Origin of the sequence: Ancylomarina euxina (assembly GCF_003863355.1) — a bacterium.
Taxonomy (GTDB): domain Bacteria; phylum Bacteroidota; class Bacteroidia; order Bacteroidales; family Marinifilaceae; genus Ancylomarina; species Ancylomarina euxinus.
The window spans coordinates 132,348-150,830 of sequence record NZ_QQWG01000008.1 but is presented as its reverse complement, the minus strand read 5'-3'; the positions used below and the strand labels follow the sequence as shown (position 1 = coordinate 150,830).

Below are 18,483 nucleotides of genomic sequence, written 5' to 3'. Positions count from 1 at the left end.
ACTACTACTAGTTATGAAAATGCTCGCCGTTTTCCTGTTCCTTAGTGTGTTAAGTGCTTCGGCAAATACATTAGCTCAGGATGCAAAAGTGACATTAAACATGGAAGGTGCGGAATTGGAACAGGTGTTGTGGGAGATCCATGAACAGACTGGTTTGGTATTTCTATACAGTTCTTCCGATGTGAAAGATGTAAAAGAACTTAGTGTTGATGCTAAGGAAGAAACCGTAAAATCGGTTTTGAATCGCTGTTTAAAAGACAGTGAATTGGAATATGAGTTCAAAAGTAAGGCTGTAACCTTGCGAAAAATCTCTAAGTCTGAGGATTCACCTGCAAATACGCAACAACAACAGAAACAAAAAATATCTGGTGTTGTTTTGGATGATCAGGGAATTTCATTGCCTGGTGTTTCTGTTTTGGAGAAGGGAACCACGAATGGAGTTTCTACCGATTTTGATGGGAAATTTACTATAGAAGTTCCTGCCAATACCGTTTTGGTTTTCTCTTTTATTGGAATGAAATCTCAGGAGATTTTGGTGAAGGATCAGAAGGAGTTGAAGATCGTATTATTATCTGATGCAGAACAATTGTCAGAAGTTACTGTCGTTTCAGATGGTTTTAGAAAAACAGATCGTCGATTATTTACGGGTTCGGCCACTTCTATCAAGTCTGAGGATGCTAAAGTCGATGGTATTGTTAATGTTGCACAGATGCTTGAAGGTAAGGCAGCTGGTGTATCTGTTCAAACGGTATCAGGTACCTTTGGTACTGCGCCTAAGATTAGAGTTCGTGGAGCTTCTTCAATTTATGGAGATTCGAAACCTTTATGGGTAGTCGACGGTGTTGTGCTTGAAGATGTTGTGGATGTTTCTCCTGATGATTTATCTTCGGGTGATGCGACAACTTTGATTAGTTCAGCAGTAGCTGGTTTGAACTCTGACGATATTGAGAAATTTGAGATTCTAAAAGATGCTTCGGCTACGGCTATTTATGGTGCTCGTGCCATGAATGGAGTGATTGTTATTACAACAAAGAGAGGTAAAACAGGTGTGACGAAAGTTTCTTATTCGGGTGAATATACCTTTAGAATGAAGCCTTCTTATTCGAGTTATAATATCATGAATTCTCGTGAACAGATGTCTGTTTATAGAGAACTTGAGGCTAAAGGATGGTTAAATCATGCTGAAATATCCCGTCAGAAAGATGGTGGTATTTACAAGAAGATGTATGACATGATTAACAGTTATGATCCAACCACAGGTTTTGGTTTGGAGAATACGCCTGAAGCACGGGCTAAATTTTTACAGAAATATGAAATGGCCAATACCGATTGGTTTGATGTGTTGTTTAAAAATACAATCACTCAAAATCATTCTGTAAGTCTTTCCGGTGGTACTGATAAGTCTAACTTCTATTTCTCAACCAGTTATTATGGTGACAAAGGTTGGTCTATTGCAGATAAAGTAGATCGATATACAATCAATGCAAACGGTAATGTAAAAATCAATGATAAATTAAAACTTGGTTTTCTTACAGCTGGATCTTTCAGACAACAAAAAGCACCAGGATCAGTAAATCGTACAGAGGATCCTATCAACGGTGAATATAGCCGTGATTTTGACATCAATCCATTTTCTTATGCTTTGAATACCAGTAGAGCTATGCGTCCTTACGACGACAATGGAAATTTGGAATATTACCGTATGAATTATGCCGAGTTCAATATTCTTGACGAGATGAAAAACAATTATCTCGATCTGGATGTACTTGATCTTAAACTTCAGTCTAATTTAGATTATACACCTATAAAAGGTTTGGATTTAAGTGCTGTTGCCTCTATTAGATATGTGAAGTCTACTCAGGAGCATAAAGTGTTGGAAAATTCGAATATGGCTTCTGCTTATCGTGCCGCTGATACTTACGAAATCGCTAAGAATAATAAGTTTTTATTCAAGGATTATGAAGTGCCGAATTCGTTGCCTCAAGTTGTTTTGCCTAAGGGGGGATTTTATAACCGAAGCGACAATACCTTATTGAACTACTATTTTAGAGGAACTGCGAACTGGAATAAAATATTTGATGAAATACATATTGTCAATGCTTTTGCGGGTATGGAAGTGAAATCTGCCGATCGTAAAAATAGTTCATTTGATGGGATTGGTTATCAGTATGAAAGGGGAGGGATTCCTTTTATCAATCCTGATTTTGTAAAGCAACAATTGCAAAATGGATATTCTTACTATGGAATGGAAGAGTATCGTGATCGATATGCTGCCTTTTTTGCTACAGCGAGTTATTCTTATGCGGGTAAATACACGCTGAACGGAACCTTCAGATATGATGGATCTAATAAATTAGGTGCATCCACTTCTGCTCGTTGGTTACCTACATGGAACGTGAGTGGACAATGGAATGCAAAAGAAGAAGATTTCTTGAAAGATAATGAAACGATTTCGTTTTTGTCTTTTAGAGGAACTTATGGTTTAACAGCCAGTATGGGTAATGCTCAAAATTCGACCTTAGTGCTGATGAACAAAGTGACAGATAGACCTTATCTATCTGAGCAGGAATCACAAATGTATATTGATGCTTTGGAGAATTCTGAACTGACTTGGGAAAAGCAATACGAGACCAACATTGGTATGGATCTAGGTTTGTTTAATAATCGAGTTAATATCAGTATGGATGCTTATCAACGTAAAGGTTTCGATTTAATTGGTTTTGTGAAGACTTCGGGTATTGGTGGAGAATTCTGGAAGTTTGCCAATTACGCTGATATGAAATCTCATGGTATTGAGTTTACCTTATTGACTAAAAATATTAAGTCTGACGATTTTAAATGGAATACCAACTTCACTTTTGCCTATAATCATAACGAGATTACAAATTTGAAGTCGTTCCCTAAAATGATCTCTTTGCTTAGAGATACCGGAGGTCCATTGGAAGGTGGTCCTGTAAGGGGGCTTTACTCAATCGACTACAAAGGATTAAATAGTGAAGGTTTACCAACTTTTATTAATGAAGAAGGTGACTTAACGATTAATGATTTTGATTTCCAATCGAATGATATTGATCACTTAAAGTATGAAGGCTCTATTGATCCATCAATTACAGGAGGTTTAGGTAATACATTCTCTTACAAGAATTGGAAGCTTAATGTATTTATGACTTATCAGTACGGCAATAAGGTGAGATTGTATCCTGAATTTAAGTCACAATATTCTGACCTGGATGCCATGCCTAAGGAATTTTTCGATCGTTGGATGTTAGCAGGTGATGAGAATATCACTGATATTCCTACCATTTTATCTGAACTTAAGCATAATGTTAATGACCGAAAAGCCTATAATGCCTATAATATGTCAACAGCCAGGGTTGCTGATGGTTCTTTTGCCAGAATGAAAGAAATTTCATTAGCCTACCAATTGCCTAAAACTTTTGCGACTAATATTGGCCTTAGTGATCTGTCATTAAAAGTTCAGGGGTCGAATTTATTCCTGATCTATTCTGATAAGAAGCTTAATGGTCAGGACCCTGAGTTTTTAGGTTCAGGAGGTGTGGCTATGCCAGTGCCAAAACAATATACTTTCACACTAAAAGCGAGCTTTTAGAAAAAAGATGATGTAATAAAACAACAGAGTGCTAATAGATGAGTTCGCTTATCAAGAACTTGAGATAATGACTGAAGTTTAAATCATTTCTGTACTTATATCTAAATCAAAAAAAAATGAAAAATATAAAGAATAAAGTCTTGGTCTTAATGGGGATAGCTTTGCTATCGTCATGTAACGACTTTTTAGATGAAACACCAGATAACCGGACTAGATTAGATTCGCCGGAAGCGGTGAGTGAATTGTTGGTTTCTTCTTACCCGGAAGCAGGTTGTTTGGCATTTACTGAAGTAATGTCGGATAATGTGGCTGATAAAGGGATAGGTGGTTATATTGCAGAATATCAAGCTAATGAAGATGCTTTCTTTTGGAAGGATAGTGGGGCTGAAGATTACGATACGCCTGTGTTCTACTGGAATGCCTGTTATACGGCTATTGCTGCAGCTAATGAAGCTCTAAATGCTATCGAATTGGCTTCCGATAAGGAGAATTATACAGCACAAAAAGGTGAAGCTCTTGCAACAAGAGCCTATTCTCACTTTATGCTTGTGAATCTTTTTGCTAAACATTACAATCCAGAAACGGCTAAAACAGATTTAGGTGTTCCTTTTGTTGAAAAGTCGGAAAAAGTCGTTTTTGAACAGTATGAAAGAGCAACGGTTCAGGAAGTTTACGATAATATCGAAAGAGATATTAATTTAGCTTTTGAACTGATTAAAGATGAAGCCTATTCGGTTCCTAAATATCATATGACTAAAACGGCCTTACATGCCTTTGCTTCACGTTTTTATTTATATAAAGGCGAGTGGGATAAAGTGATTGAGCATTCTAATTATGTATTAGGTGCCAATGCCGCTTCTAAATTGAGAGATTGGACTGGTAAGTATATGACTTATGAGGCTATGGAATTATGGGCACAGTACACAAAATCTGAAGAGCAGGCAAACTTAATGTTGAATAGACAATACACCAATTGGGGAGGCGGTCTTGTTGTATTCAGATATTCACTAGCATCTTCAAAAGCAACCGAATTATTTGGTGAGTCTGATGCCGGTGAGGCAAATTTTGATTTGATTATTGGTAGTAAATTACTTTATGCTGCCGGAGAATTGCAGTTAGGATTTATCCCTAAATTTCAAAATCGTACTGAATCTCATGGTGGTAATGCTGATATTGGATACCCAAATTCAATCGTACCCATATTTACGGCCGAAGAAGTTCTGTTTAATCGTGCAGAAGCTTACGCGATGACGACTGATTATACATCTGCTCTTTCTGATTTGGATGCATATTATTCAAAGAGAAGTCAAACCTATAATCCGGATAATAAAATCGATCTTAATCAAATTAAAGCGGCCTATGAGATGGTTGCTGCACCCGATATGGCTCCTTTCTACGCGGTTAATGCCGATCAGAAATTCTATGTGTCGTATCTTCTTGATTTGCGTCGTAGAGAGTTTGTTCACGAAGGTTTAAGATGGTTTGATCTTAAAAGATATAATATTGAAGTTGTTCACACGCTTGTAGATGGTTCTACGGTTACTTTACCCAAAGATGATTTGAGAAGAGCCATTCAGATACCTGCTCAGGCGGTTGCAATTGGATTACAGGCAAATCCACGATAATTATAAACATATAAGATATGAGAGGAGCCATGCAGATAAGATGGGATATTGAAAGAAGGTTTTTTGGCGACTCCTATATGGCAATAATTCTAAAATAATAAACAGATGAAAAAGATATTATTTCTATTCTTTTCTATTGCTATCCTTTTTACCTCGTGTACCAAGGAAGATGATTTAGGAAAGTCATTAATAGATACCTCCACACCGGAGTTGAATGATGTTGATGAGTGGATCAGAGAAAATTATACTTATCCATTCAATGTTGAAGTTAAATATAGATGGGATAATTCAGAGGTTGATAATTCCAAGATCTTAACCCCTCCTGCAAAAGCAGATGTGATTCCTTTTCTTGATAAAATGAAGAATATATGGATAGATCCCTATGTGAATGCTGGTGGTATTGATTTCATGAAAAGGTTTATTCCTAAACAAATGGTTCTTGTTGGGAGTCATAATTACAATGACAATGGATCCATCGTATTAGGTCAGGCTGAGGGTGGACGTAAAGTTACTCTTTTCGATTTAAATTATATTACGTTTGATTTGTCGGAAATGGATTCTTATCACAAGAGGAAAGCTATGGAGGCAATAGTGCAAGTTTTCAAAACCATGCATCATGAGTTTGGTCATATTTTGCACCAAACTGTAGCTTACCCTATCGAATATAAGAAAATTTGTACGGGCTATACTTCAAACTGGATGAATTTCAGTGATATGGATGCTAAAAGATTGGGCTTTATTACAGGCTATTCGATGCTTAATCCGGATGAGGATTTTGTTGAGATGTTGTCAACCTTCATAATGTCGGGTAATGAGGGCTGGAATAAGCTTATTGATGATATCTATATTTACGATGAGAATTGGAAATATGATACAGCAGCCGAAAATATAGCTAAAGCTAAAATTCGCCAGAAAGAGAAAATTATGGCTGACTATATGTTGCAGGTTTGGAATGTAAATATCTATGAACTTCAAGCTGAGATTGAAGGAATTTTAGCAGAGATAAAAGGTGAATAAAAGATAAAAATAGGATGTTTATGAAAGGAGCCGCAAGCTATTCGATTTCACACAAAATCGACGATCTATCAGCATGAGTTCGATCAGCGTTGGGCGACTTTCATATGACCTTAATCTAAAATTAGAATCAAATGAAAAAAATAAATTTATATATCACTTCTCTCATTTTACTTGCCTTTACAGCATGTAATAATGATTTTGAAAGTGAGTTCGATCTTTCTCCGGACGAAAGAGCCAGTGAGGCTGTTAAGGAGTTTAAAGAAGTCTTAACCTCCTCGGAATATGGATGGTTAACCCATTATTATCCTAATCCTAATAAATTTGGAGGATATACTTATATTCTTAATTTTGGTGAGACAGGTACTGTAAGTATGAATTGGGATCTGTATGACTATCCTGATCAAGCGGAGTATTCTGTAAAGATGATCGAAGAGCCAATCTTGATTTTTGATACCTATAGTAAATTTTCCAAGATGACTGATCCGGAAATTGGAGAGCTAGGTAAAGGATATGGTGGTGAGCTCGAGTTTTCTTTCGTTAGACAATCAGCTGATGGTGACACTTTGTATCTCGCAGAGAGAGTGAATGAAGATCCTATGGTGCTAGTTAAGGCTACGGCTGAAACATCTGCTCAGCTTAGAGAATATGCGAAGCATGCAGAACATTTGACCAGAAGAAATGAGTCAGTTGTTCCCTTTTATTTCAATTTATCAGTTGATGGTTGGGATTCTTCTGTAAATATGGTATTTGATGAGAATAGGAGTATTGCTTTTTTGAGCTATATGCTTGCTGGTGAATCAAAACGTGAGTTAATGCCCGTAAATTTCACACATGAAGGTTTTGAATTTCATCATCCCCTTGTTCTTAACGGCATTGGCGTTCGTTCTTTTAAATATGATGCTAGCAAGAATCAGTTTGATATTACAGACGTAGATGTTACAGGTGCTTTTAAATACGAAACGATATATACGGCAGAGCTTGATGGAATGGTGACAAAACTCTTTGGACCTAAATCATTTGATTCATCAGGAAAGTATATTAGTCCTAAACTGTTGTCTTTGATGAGTGGTTTGAGAATTGATGGAGCATCATTTAAGTCATTTGACGTAGATCCATATTTGAAATCCTGGGCACCAAAAACTTTTGAGATATTTTTTGACGATTGGACAGCCATTAAATTTGCAATTGATGATTTTGAACAAGTATCGGAAGATATTGTTGTTATAAAATCTACGGAATATGTTTTTGAATGGTCTCCACCTTTTGATAATCAAGAAGGGATTGATGCTGTTATGAATACAGAGAAAGGCGTTGCGATAAGGGCTTTGATAACTAGTGTTAAAGGTTGGACTATCGTGCCTGTGGAAATTAAAGAATTTGGTACGGATTATTACTTAGTAAGCAATGAAGATCCTGAAATGTATGTGTTTTTTGAATAATTATTGATTCTAAAATTAATCATTTAGCATACTTGATTTTTCTAGCATGTATTCTGCGAATTTTATTGCAAATTCTTGCTAGTGGTTTAATAGCCCTCCTACCTGTGTATTTCTCAGTACTGAAGGCAGGAGGGCTTTTTAATATTCTGAATTTTAAAGTAAAAAAATGTTTGATACGAGTTTTGGTTTAAAAACATGGATTTATCCAGGTTTGTTTTGGGGAGTCTTCATGTTTCTTGGGCTGACCTTAATTTTGCCTGTAATGGATGGCGAGATTATTACCTGGGGAAAAGTGTATACACTACTTACAGGAGAAAAATTGTATACCCTTCCTATTTGGTTAATCATTGGCTTAGTGATGCAATACTTTCTGCATAAATGGATAACTAAAAAGGGAAAAAACGAAAGATAAATTGGAGAGAAAACTTATTGAGAAGCTTGTTTTATAGTATAAGGTCAATAATTAAATAAAAATTAAAAAAACAACATGTCTGACATTTATCATAAGTCCCTGAATAAGGGGATTCAAATTTTTAAAAGCTTATCCAAGCTATTCGTAATGGCTATCCTTTTACTTGTCTTTGGCTGTCAAAAGGAAGAAGATACAAGTGCACCTTTCAGTGTTGTTTCTACTAATATTACTGATGGTGCCGCTCAGGTGGATGTTTTTTCAGAGATCACAGTTCTTTTTAGCGAGGATATTGATGCTTCCTCAGTCGATGAAAATAGTTTTGTTGTGAATAAGGGACAATACTCTGTTTATGGGAAACTGACTTGTTCGGGGAGTACGGCCATTTTTAAACCTGCAAAGCAACTTGCCGACGAAAAACAATACAACTGTACGCTTACTGTTGCCGTAAAGAGTAAAAGTGGTCAATCAATTGCGCAGGATTACCACTGGAGTTTTACCTCGGGAGTGGAACCCGATTTAATTGCGCCAACAGTAAACGAAAACATACCAGCAGATTCTGAGATCTGGGTGTTTACAGATAGTAAAATTCAAGTTTCTTTTGATGAGGCAATGGATGCTGAGAGCATCACCAGCAGCTCGTTTGTTGTTAAAAATGGAGATACTGAAGTTGCTGGCTCATTAACGTATGCTGATAAAACAGTAATATTTACCCCAGATGCAGAATTGAATACAGGACTTGTGTACACTTGTATTGTAACAAGCGATGTTAAAGATTTAGCTGGAAACGCATTAGCGGAAGATTTCGAATGGCGTTTTACAACGATTCCTGGCGAGCTTAAGTTTAGTGAAATGATTCAACCAATTTTTACAGATCAGTCTTGTATTTCTTGTCATGGAGGTACTCAAAACCCTGACTTGCGAGAAGCTTATGCTTATGCTTCTTTAGTTGATGGGAATTACGTGAATATTGCTTCACCTAACGACAGTCGAATTATCAAGCAATTGAAGGGTAGACACGCTGGGTTTATTACACAAAAAGAGGAGAATCTGATTTTGGAGTGGATAAAACAAGGCGCAAAAGATAATTAATAAAAGAATAATCATGAAGATATATAGCAACGTAAATTTTAAAGATAAAGTAGAACGAAAAGCATTTATCTATTCATTATTAATTATGGTTGTAGTAAGTCAAGTTGTAGCTTTGATAATTTGGTACTTCTTTGATGAAAATCATTTTGTTGGATTACTCATTGCTTTAGTCGCTGGGTTTTTATTTGGGTATAGAGGATTAAAGAAAAAAACAAGACGAAAAAATCTCAGGAAGTAGAATAAATAATATCCTATGGGATATTCGTTTTATTAACCGCAAAGAGCACAACGAACACAAAGTTTAATTTTATCACGTTTCCCCTTTGTGTACTTAGTGTGCTTAGTGGTTTAATTTTTTATTATTTTTTACAGAAAGACATAATATTGTTTTTAGGAACTTAATACAATATTAAAAGAGAATTAAGTACGAAATGCGAACAGTCAGCAGTTTCTTAGAACGGTTTTGGGGTTGTCGGTCGGGCGTCCTGTTCATTATTTATCCCATTACAGCAGGCTTCTATATCAGATTATCAAAGGGGAATTGGCCTTTTCATTTTATCGTAATTTGAAAATAATTCAGGCCAACACCCACCCTGTTTTGAATTTGAGTTGTTTTTACTATAACGGATTTAGTTAGTCGGTGAATAGAGCAGAACCCTCAGTAAACTCTGTTTGGTACTCCAGTACAAACTTTATTAAATCATCTTTGGTCGGATCTGATTTAATGGAATTGAAAATAGGTTTTGGGTTTTGCTCTTTTTTTTAATCTAGACTTGCCTGTTGCATTCTCTTCACAGTCATTGAAACACATCTTTTCGGTTGTTTCACCTTTTTTTGCAAACTGAGAATGGTTGTGGAGAGGATGATTTATTGGTTTAAAATTTAGATCGAAATAGATTGCATTTTAAAAGGAGAAGCTTTGGGTAGCTTCTCCTTTTTTATGTCTTATTGTTTCCTGTCAGGTTATTATGCTCTTATTTTTATATGTGACGCTTTAATCTCATGTTTTAGAAAGCAAGATCCTTTCGTAAACATTATATAGCCTGAATTTCAACTTATTTGTATCGATTCTAAGCTAGTCTAAATAAGCTAAGTCATTAAAAAAAAACTTTTCACATTAAACACCATCAGAATAATTTCATATTTTTAGTAAGAGTCACCTGTGTCTTTATAATACTGAAAATTGTACTCTATACTTTATTCTATGTCCATATCTTTAAAACTTCGCAGCCTACTTGAATTGGGAAAAATAAAGATTGCTATTCCTATAGCCGTTTCTTGTTTCACGGGCTATTTATTGCAGTCTACTGATCTTTCATTGGATATGGCTGCCGTGATTTTTGGGATTTTATTCATTGTTGCTGGCGCTTCAGCCATTAATCACATTCAGGAGCATAAGAAAGATGCCTTGATGAATAGAACAATGTTTCGGCCGATTCCAGCAGGAAAGTTGAGTGTTAATGAGGCGTTTGTTTGGAGCCTATTATTCTTACTAGTTGGTTGTGGCTTGCTAGTTTGGGGTGGAACGATGTTGAGTTTTTATATTGCTCTTTTTTCTATTCTGTGGTATAATCTACTTTACACACCCTTAAAACAAATTTCTGCCTTTGCTGTTGTTCCCGGAGCTTTGAGTGGCGCTTTTCCCCCATTAATTGGCTATGTGGCTGCTGGGGGTGATATTCTGGCACCTCCAATACTGGCCTTGGCATTCTTCTTCTTTATAGGCCAAATTCCTCATTTCTGGCTATTGTTATTGCTTTATGGTGAAGATTATAAACGGGGCGGTTTTAAAGTGCTGACGGATGTCTTTTCAGTAAAGCAGATCCATTTCATCACACTTATTTGGATGCTGGCAACCATTATGGTTGCTCTTCTATTACCGATGTACGATGTGATCAGCTCTCAGTTTGCCATATGGGGCTTATTGATCCTGTCTTTGTGGATTATTGTTTACAGTTTTCCTATTCTGAAAAACTACGATAGACTTTCTGTTCAAAAATTATTCCTTCAACTGAACTTGTATTTTTTACTCATCATGATCATGATCAGTATTGATAGGCTTTATTTATGATTGATATTCCATTGAATGCAATGCTGGGATTTTGTTAATGGTTTAATATGAGCCACTGATTCTCGATAAGAGTAAAACACTTGATAGATATTGCAGAGGATAATGTGGAAAATGACCATGGGAATCCGGGAATAGCTCAGAGGAATTCTGAAAACCATCAGGGGAATTTGGAAAACCTTTAGTTGAGTCTTGGAATTCATTAAAATCACACGAATTCGCGAATGCTATTTTTTAGAAATTCATTCGTGAATTCGTGGTTTATTTTCAAATCAACATATCACCACATCTCCAAATCATTACCCTTGATTAATCTGGAATCCAGTTTCTTTAAGTTGTTCCCAGAAGTTTGGGTAAGATTTGTTGACAACCATTGGATCATCAATTTTAATTTCTGGACGAACCATTGCAATTGGAGCAAAAGCCATGGCCATTCTGTGATCGTGATAGGTTTTAATGATAATCTCTTCGTTTTCAGCTTTCATTTCGCCATCCCAAGCTAACTCTCCTTCCTGAGGTTCATAAAGAACATAGCCCAATTTCGCCAATTCATCGATAAGCGCTGCAATACGATTGGTTTCCTTTATTTTAAGCGTTTCAAGGCCTTTAAAATGGAAAGGGATATTCTTTAAGGCAGAAACCACTGCAAATGTTTGTGCCAAGTCTGGCATTTCGATAAAATCGAAAACCAGTTTTTTACAAACCTCATTAGTTTGTTCGATATACATCCCTTTTTTAGTGAAATTGGTTTTAACACCAAGTTTCTCAAACACATTAATTAAACCTGAATCTCCCTGAAAACTGTTTTTTCTGAGCCCATCCAGAAAGAGTTTCCCTTTGGGAGCCAGGGCCATAAAGGCATACCAATAAGAGGCTCCCGACCAATCACCTTCTACAGTGTAAGGCATAACCTTATAGGTTTGATTCGCGATGTAAATCTCATTGTTTTTAAACTCCGACTGGATTCCAAACTCTTCCATGATAGCCAGAGTCATCTCGATATATGAACGAGATACAATTTTTCCCTGTAGTTTGATGCGAAGACCATTTTCAAGAGTAGGAGCAATAAGTAGGATGGCTGAGATGTATTGAGAGCTGGTGTTACCAGCTAATTCAACGTCTTTACCCGTGATATTCGATCCCATTATTTTTAAAGGAGGATAGCCTTCTTTTTCCAGATAGGTGATTTGGGCTCCCAATGAATTCAGTGCATCTACTAATACAGATATAGGTCTCTCTTTCATTCGATCAGAACCAGTAAGGGTCCATTCACCTAATATTTTTGATAAGTAAGCTGTTAAAAATCGCATACTTGTACCTGCATGGCCAATATCAAAAACATTAGTGTTAGAAAATAAAACCTCTTGCATAACCTTAGAATCATCACAAGTAGATAGATTCTTAATGGGTTCAAAACTATAACTTAAAGCATTAATGATTTGTACACGATTCGAAATGCTTTTCGATGAGGGAACAGTAATTTTCCCTTCAATGTTTTTTTCTGGTTTTGATATAGTGTAATGCATGGCTTCTGGTTATGAGTGAAAGAGTTAAAAAGTGAATGAGTAAAGAGTAAACGTGTGGGAAAGTACAAAAGTGGAAATAACTTTTATCCTTATCCCTTTAACCTTTATCCTTAAAAATAACTGTACAAAAAATCAGCCGTTAGAAAATTGAATTTCCCAACGGCTGTATGGTGTAATTCCTTAATTTCTATTGTTTAGAAATGGAAAAGAGAATCAACTTGATAATGAGTATCTAATTTTTCACGTCCGTTTAAGAAGTCTAACTCAACAAGGAAGTTAATATAAACATCCTTAACATTGAATTTGCTGATTAGATTTATCGATGCTTTGGCTGTTCCTCCAGTTGCTAATAAATCATCGTGTACTAAAATGACATCCTCAGAATTCAAAGCATCTTGGTGAATGAACATTTCATCTTCTCCATACTCAAGAGAATATTTTTCGGAATAAGTAGGTGCAGGTAATTTTCCTGGTTTACGTACAGGTACAAATCCAGCTCCTAATTTATAGGCTAAAACAGTACCTAGAATAAAACCGCGGCTTTCGAGTCCTACAACTTTTGTAATACCTCTGTTCTTATATTGCTCATAAAGAGATTCAACCAAAGTGTTTAGGTGTTTTTGATCCTTCAACATGGTAGTGATATCTTTAAATACAATACCTTCTTTAGGAAAATCAACGATATCTCTAATTGAGTTTTTTGCTTCTTGAAGTTTAACGTCCATCTTAATTTCTTTTTCCATACTGATTGAGAGCTTCAAATATTTCTTCTTCTGTGCAGATGTTATTTATTGTATAAGCACCAACATTTGGAAGAAGAGTAAAATTGACTCCTTCGTCACTATTTTTCTTATCGTGTAACATCAATTGATATAATTCGGGGTAATCCTTCGCAAAAATAGAAAAGTCTGAGTAAATATCTGTTATATATTTCACTATCTCTTCAAATTTATCTTGAGGGAATGCTTTTTTCTTTACCGATAAGTAAAGTTCCCCTATCATACCAAGCGCTACAGCCTCACCATGGTATAAATCAAGCTTATGACGATGGGCATAGCTTTCGAAAGCATGACCTATAGTGTGACCAAAGTTTAGAACTTTTCTCACATCTCTCTCCATCGGATCTTTCATCACAAACTCTTGTTTTACTGCTACCGATTTTCTAATCAGATTTAGTAATCTGGAATAGTTTATATCATCGAAATTAAAGGAAATAAGCTCATCTAAATAGTTCTGACTATAAATGATTGCATGTTTCAACATTTCAGCAAAGCCAGATTTGAATTCCTTCATTGGTAATGTTTTTAGGAATTCAGGGCTAATAACAACCATGTCCGGTTGATTGATAACACCAATTTCGTTTTTAAGCCCATTAAAATTGAATCCTGTTTTTCCGCCAACAGAAGCATCAATTTGTGAGAGTAAGGTTGTTGGTATATTAATAAAATGACAGCCACGCTTAAATGTAGATGCAACAAAACCACCTAAATCAGACATCATGCCACCACCAATATTGATGACCAGACTGTGTCGATTAGCTCCATTTTCACCTAGAAATTCCCAGGCTTTAACAACTGACTCTAATGATTTATTTTGCTCCCCACACTCAATTATAAGCTTAGGGAAACTTTGTAATTTTTTGTTTTCTGATAGAAGATGCCAACAATGCTCTTGCGCACCTGAATCCATAAGGATAAAAATTTTTGACTTGGAATAAGTTTCCAAAATTTTGCCAAGCTCTTTTTCAATGCTTTCAGTAAAAATTAAATCGTAAGATTGAGGACTCATTTGCTAACTTATTTATAGTTTCTAACTTTGGTCAAATATAGTATTTTAGCGAGTGATGTCAAACTTGCTGATTTCAAAAATAAGGACTAAGGCTATTTAGATTAATCGATCATATACCAAAATTTTATATTGATACTCATATGACACTAAGCAATCAGAACCGAGCGGCACATATTAAGCTATTTTATTATATTGTAACTTTTGTATATCTGAGTTTAACGGTTCTTACGGTATATCAAGATCCTGTACATATGAATTTTATTATTGCAGGGGTGTTTGTAATTTATGTGTTGCTTATAGTGCTTAATTTAGCACGTGAGTATAATTTTATTATTTATAAGGAGACTGATGATAAGTTGATTATGCGTTATTACCCTTTACATCCATTCCACGATAAGTTTAAATCGATTGAGATAAGTAAACAAACATTTTCGCATTTTGAGTTAGAAAAGCGTAATCTGGGATTAAGAGAGGATTTATATCTTTTTCAGATGAGTGCTAAAGGTTTGGCCAAATATCAAGGGATTAGCTTATCAGCCTTATCAAAGGAACAAAGAGCTGAGTTATTAGGATCTCTTTCAAAGTATTCAAAAAAATAATCACCTATTATAATATTCACATGAAGAAATATGTCGTTTTAGCCGTTCTGTCTTTTTTATCTTTGTCTTTATTTTCACAGAAAGTAGAGGAGGGTTTAAGAATTCAGGTAGGATTGCCATTTGCTAAATACGGGAAGTTTGATCACAATTTTAAAAATGGAAATGAAATACAATACCCATCATTTTTGATTCAGGCTGATAAGCCTTGGCGTGATGGGTTCCGTTTAGGTGCTTATATTGGTTTTGCTGGACAGAAGAATGAATCATTGTTTAATGACTTTACTGAGATTACTCATAACTATTATCGTTTTGGAGGAGTGGTCTCTTATGATTTGAATGACCTCTTGGATGCGATACATCTATCTCCTGAGTTTGGAGTAGACTTATATGCCTCATTAAAAACAGGTTTCTCTTTGGAGCATATTATAGCTGAAAAAGGGATTAATAATAAAGAGAATAACTTTTTATTCGATTTAGGAATTCTGATTGGAGGTCGATACAATATAAGTGAGAATATCGACATTTTTACAGAATTGGGTTATGGTAATGCTGGTTTTGTGACAATAGGTTTTGCATTTGATATGTAAGAACTACTCTTTTTTTGATTTGACAATGCAATTTCCTAATTTGGATGATCTAAATCCAAACCATGGAAACACTTTATAAAGTCGCCTTTAGTTTTTTAACTGGCCTGGGCAGTATTAATGCACGGAAAGTGATTGCTTATTCGGGTGGTGCTGAGGCATTTTTTAAGGAGAAGAAACAAAACCTACTGAAAGTTCCAGGTATTGGAAAAAATATAATACAGAAGCTTGATCGGAATTCTGCTCTACGAGATGCTGAAGCAGAACTTAAATTTATTGATGAAAATGCTATTAAAGTCGCTTTTTATCTCGATGAAAATTACCCACAGCGGTTATTGAACTGCGCTGATTCTCCAAGTACCTTATATTATAAAGGTGAGATTGATTTTAATGCTTCTCGCATTTTAAGTGTAGTTGGAACTCGTAATGCCACAGAATATGGGCGGGGGAATTGTAATAAGCTTATTAAGGCACTTGCTTCACATGCTGAGAAAACTATCATCGTGAGTGGTTTAGCTTATGGTATTGACATTTGTGCTCATAAGGCAGCAATGAAATATAATTTACCTACAGTAGCAGTTGTGGGACATGGTTTTCATCTGATGTATCCAGCTCAGCATCGTAAATATGCAGAAGAGATTATACAAAGTGGAGCGATTATTACAGAGTTTACTTCGAAAAGTGTTATTGATCCTAGACACTTTGTTCGTCGCAATAGAATTATTGCCGGCATGTCTGATGCTACTTTGGTGATTGAATCTGCTAGAAAGGGGGGCTCATTGACAACTGCTGAAATTGCGAATTCATATCATAGAGATGTATTTGCATTTCCTGGTAGGTCAGGTGATATCTACTCTAAAGGATGTAATCATTTAATTAAAACCAATCAGGCACATTTAATAGAATCGATTTCTGATATTGAATATATTCTGGGCTGGGAGAATGATTTGGGAAAGAAGGATGCGGTTCAATCAAGAATGTTTGTTGAACTCTCATCAGAGGAAGAACTAATTGTGGACCTATTAAATAATGAAGGCAAATTAGGAATTGATATGCTTTCCATCAATTTGAATTTGCCCATGAGTAGGGTTTCAAGTTTGTTGCTAAAAATGGAATTTGAAGGACTTATTAGAGCACTTCCAGGTAAAATCTACTCTTTGACTTCCTGAAAAATCTACTTTTTTTTAGCTGATGTTGTAGAGCAGGATTTTCAAATATGTAATTGTCTGGCAATTAAAGGTTAAGTGTTTTTTAAAACGTTTGAATTTTTTTACTAAAAAAAATTGAGGTTCTTAAAATTTATATACATTTGAACCAAAATATTAACAATTGTATCACAACAATCTTATTTTAATTTCATAACATATTTTGGACATGGAAGCGAAGATTAATGAATTCATGGAAGCCCTTAAGGGTAGAACTCCAGGTGAAGCAGAATTTCACCAGGCTGCACAAGAAGTAGTAGAATCTGTATGGGAAACTTACGATTCTAACCCTAAATACAAGAATGCTAAAATTCTTGAGAAAATGTGTGAGCCAGAACGTACTATCATGTTCCGAGTGCCTTGGTTCAACGATAATGGCGAAGTAGAGATTAACCGTGGATACCGTGTTGAGTTTAACTCTGCAATTGGACCTTACAAAGGTGGTTTACGTTTTCACCCTTCTGTAACTCTAAGTGCTCTTAAATTCTTAGGTTTCGAACAAACTTTCAAGAACTCTTTGACTACTCTACCTATGGGTGGTGGTAAAGGTGGTTCTGACTTCAACCCAAAAGGAAGATCAGATAACGAAATTATGCGTTTTTGCCAAAGTTTCATGACTGAGTTGTGTAAGCATATTGGTCCTAACACTGACGTTCCTGCAGGTGATATCGGAGTAGGTGGTCGCGAGATCGGATACCTTTTCGGACAATATAAGAGAATTCGTAACGAATTTACTGGTGTATTAACTGGTAAGCCACTTGAGTTTGGTGGCTCTTTAATCCGTCCTGAAGCGACTGGTTTTGGTTCTGTTTACTTTGCTCAGCATATGGTTGCTGAAAACAATGAGACATTAGAAGGCAAAATTGTTGCTCTTTCAGGTTTCGGTAATGTAACTTGGGGTGCTGCTCTTAAATTAGTTGAGCTTGGTGCTAAAGTTGTTACTGTTTCTGGTCCTGATGGATACATTTACGATAAAGAAGGTTTAGATGCAGAGAAGATTGATTACTTATTGGATCTTCGTGCTTCTAACAATGATGTTGTAGCTCCTTACGCTGAGAAATTTGGTGCTGAGTTCTTCGCTGGACAAAAGCCTTGGGGTGTAAAAGTTGATATGGCTTTCCCTTGTGCAATTCAGAACGAATTGAACGAAGAAGATGCTAAACTTCTTGTTGCAAACGGATGTAAGTATGTTGTTGAGACTTCTAACATGGGTTGTACTGCAGAAGCTATGCTTTACTTATGTGAGAACAGTTCATTTGCTCCTGGTAAAGCAGCTAATGCTGGTGGTGTTGCTGTTTCAGGTCTTGAAATGTCACAAAACTCGCTTCGTTTCAACTGGACAGCTGAAGAAGTTGACGCTAAATTATCTCGTATCATGAAAGATATTCACGATACTTGTGTACGTTTCGGTACAAAAGAAGGTAAGATTAATTACGTAAATGGTGCAAACATTGGAGGCTTCGTAAAAGTTGCTGAAGCGATGGTGGCTCAAGGATGTGTATAATCTCCTAGCGATTCAAA

The 18,483-nt window shown here is 35.9% G+C and carries 15 protein-coding genes; 12 read left to right on the top strand and 3 right to left on the bottom strand.

The window, feature by feature from the left end; genetic code table 11:
- Positions 1–13 precede the first annotated feature (13 nt).
- The 8 genes from DWB61_RS09890 (at position 14) to DWB61_RS09855 (ending at position 11,263) form a co-directional block, all read left to right on the top strand.
- Complete coding sequence (locus tag DWB61_RS09890; RefSeq protein WP_125030747.1) at positions 14–3,610, top strand: SusC/RagA family TonB-linked outer membrane protein; 3,597 nt, start codon at positions 14–16, stop codon at positions 3,608–3,610.
- Positions 3,611–3,726: 116 nt separating this feature from the next.
- Positions 3,727–5,235, top strand: coding sequence for a RagB/SusD family nutrient uptake outer membrane protein (locus DWB61_RS09885; protein ID WP_125030746.1), 1,509 nt, complete (start codon positions 3,727–3,729; stop codon positions 5,233–5,235).
- A gap of 105 nt (positions 5,236–5,340) precedes the next feature.
- The gene (locus tag DWB61_RS09880) at positions 5,341–6,252 is read left to right on the top strand and encodes a zinc-binding metallopeptidase (RefSeq protein WP_125030745.1); all 912 of its coding nucleotides are present in this window, start codon (positions 5,341–5,343) and stop codon (positions 6,250–6,252) included.
- Between the two features lie 131 nt (positions 6,253–6,383).
- Positions 6,384–7,691, top strand: a complete 1,308-nt coding sequence (locus DWB61_RS09875; RefSeq protein WP_125030744.1) for a DUF4302 domain-containing protein — start codon at positions 6,384–6,386, stop codon at positions 7,689–7,691.
- 166 nt (positions 7,692–7,857) lie between these two features.
- A complete protein-coding gene (locus DWB61_RS09870) occupies positions 7,858–8,103 on the top strand; it encodes a hypothetical protein (RefSeq protein ID WP_125030743.1) in 246 nt (81 codons plus the stop codon).
- 75 nt (positions 8,104–8,178) lie between these two features.
- Positions 8,179–9,192 (top strand): Ig-like domain-containing domain, encoded by a 1,014-nt coding sequence (locus tag DWB61_RS09865; RefSeq protein ID WP_125030742.1) that lies wholly within the window; start codon positions 8,179–8,181, stop codon positions 9,190–9,192.
- Between the two features lie 13 nt (positions 9,193–9,205).
- On the top strand, positions 9,206–9,430 hold the full coding sequence (locus tag DWB61_RS09860; protein ID WP_125030741.1) for a hypothetical protein: 225 nt from the start codon (positions 9,206–9,208) through the stop codon (positions 9,428–9,430).
- A 966-nt stretch (positions 9,431–10,396) separates the two neighbouring features.
- Entirely contained in the window at positions 10,397–11,263 is an 867-nt protein-coding gene (locus tag DWB61_RS09855; RefSeq protein ID WP_125030740.1) for a protoheme IX farnesyltransferase, read from the top strand.
- Positions 11,264–11,559: 296 nt separating this feature from the next.
- Here the strand turns inward: DWB61_RS09855 and aroA are convergent, their stop codons facing one another.
- From aroA to aroB, 3 genes are all read right to left on the bottom strand, one after another.
- On the bottom strand, positions 11,560–12,786 hold the full coding sequence (gene aroA, locus DWB61_RS09850; protein WP_125030739.1) for a 3-phosphoshikimate 1-carboxyvinyltransferase: 1,227 nt from the start codon (positions 12,784–12,786) through the stop codon (positions 11,560–11,562).
- A gap of 194 nt (positions 12,787–12,980) precedes the next feature.
- Positions 12,981–13,529, bottom strand: a complete 549-nt coding sequence (locus DWB61_RS09845) for an adenine phosphoribosyltransferase (RefSeq protein ID WP_225423376.1) — start codon at positions 13,527–13,529, stop codon at positions 12,981–12,983.
- Positions 13,513–14,574 carry a 3-dehydroquinate synthase gene (gene aroB, locus DWB61_RS09840; RefSeq protein WP_125030738.1) on the bottom strand — a complete coding sequence of 354 codons (1,062 nt, stop codon included), beginning with the start codon at positions 14,572–14,574 and terminating at the stop codon, positions 13,513–13,515. Before aroB ends, DWB61_RS09845 begins: the two co-directional genes overlap by 17 nt.
- A 140-nt stretch (positions 14,575–14,714) precedes the next feature.
- Between aroB and DWB61_RS09835 the strand changes: the two genes are divergently transcribed.
- The 4 genes from DWB61_RS09835 to gdhA all read left to right on the top strand — a co-directional run bounded on the left by DWB61_RS09835 (position 14,715) and on the right by gdhA (position 18,466).
- The gene (locus DWB61_RS09835; protein ID WP_125030737.1) at positions 14,715–15,173 is read left to right on the top strand and encodes a hypothetical protein; all 459 of its coding nucleotides are present in this window, start codon (positions 14,715–14,717) and stop codon (positions 15,171–15,173) included.
- A 20-nt stretch (positions 15,174–15,193) separates the two neighbouring features.
- Positions 15,194–15,760, top strand: coding sequence for an outer membrane beta-barrel protein (locus DWB61_RS09830; RefSeq protein ID WP_125030736.1), 567 nt, complete (start codon positions 15,194–15,196; stop codon positions 15,758–15,760).
- A gap of 62 nt (positions 15,761–15,822) precedes the next feature.
- A complete protein-coding gene (dprA, locus tag DWB61_RS09825; RefSeq protein ID WP_125030735.1) occupies positions 15,823–16,926 on the top strand; it encodes a DNA-processing protein DprA in 1,104 nt (367 codons plus the stop codon).
- 205 nt (positions 16,927–17,131) lie between these two features.
- Positions 17,132–18,466, top strand: coding sequence for an NADP-specific glutamate dehydrogenase (gene gdhA / locus DWB61_RS09820; RefSeq protein ID WP_125030734.1), 1,335 nt, complete (start codon positions 17,132–17,134; stop codon positions 18,464–18,466).
- Positions 18,467–18,483: the final 17 nt, after the last annotated feature.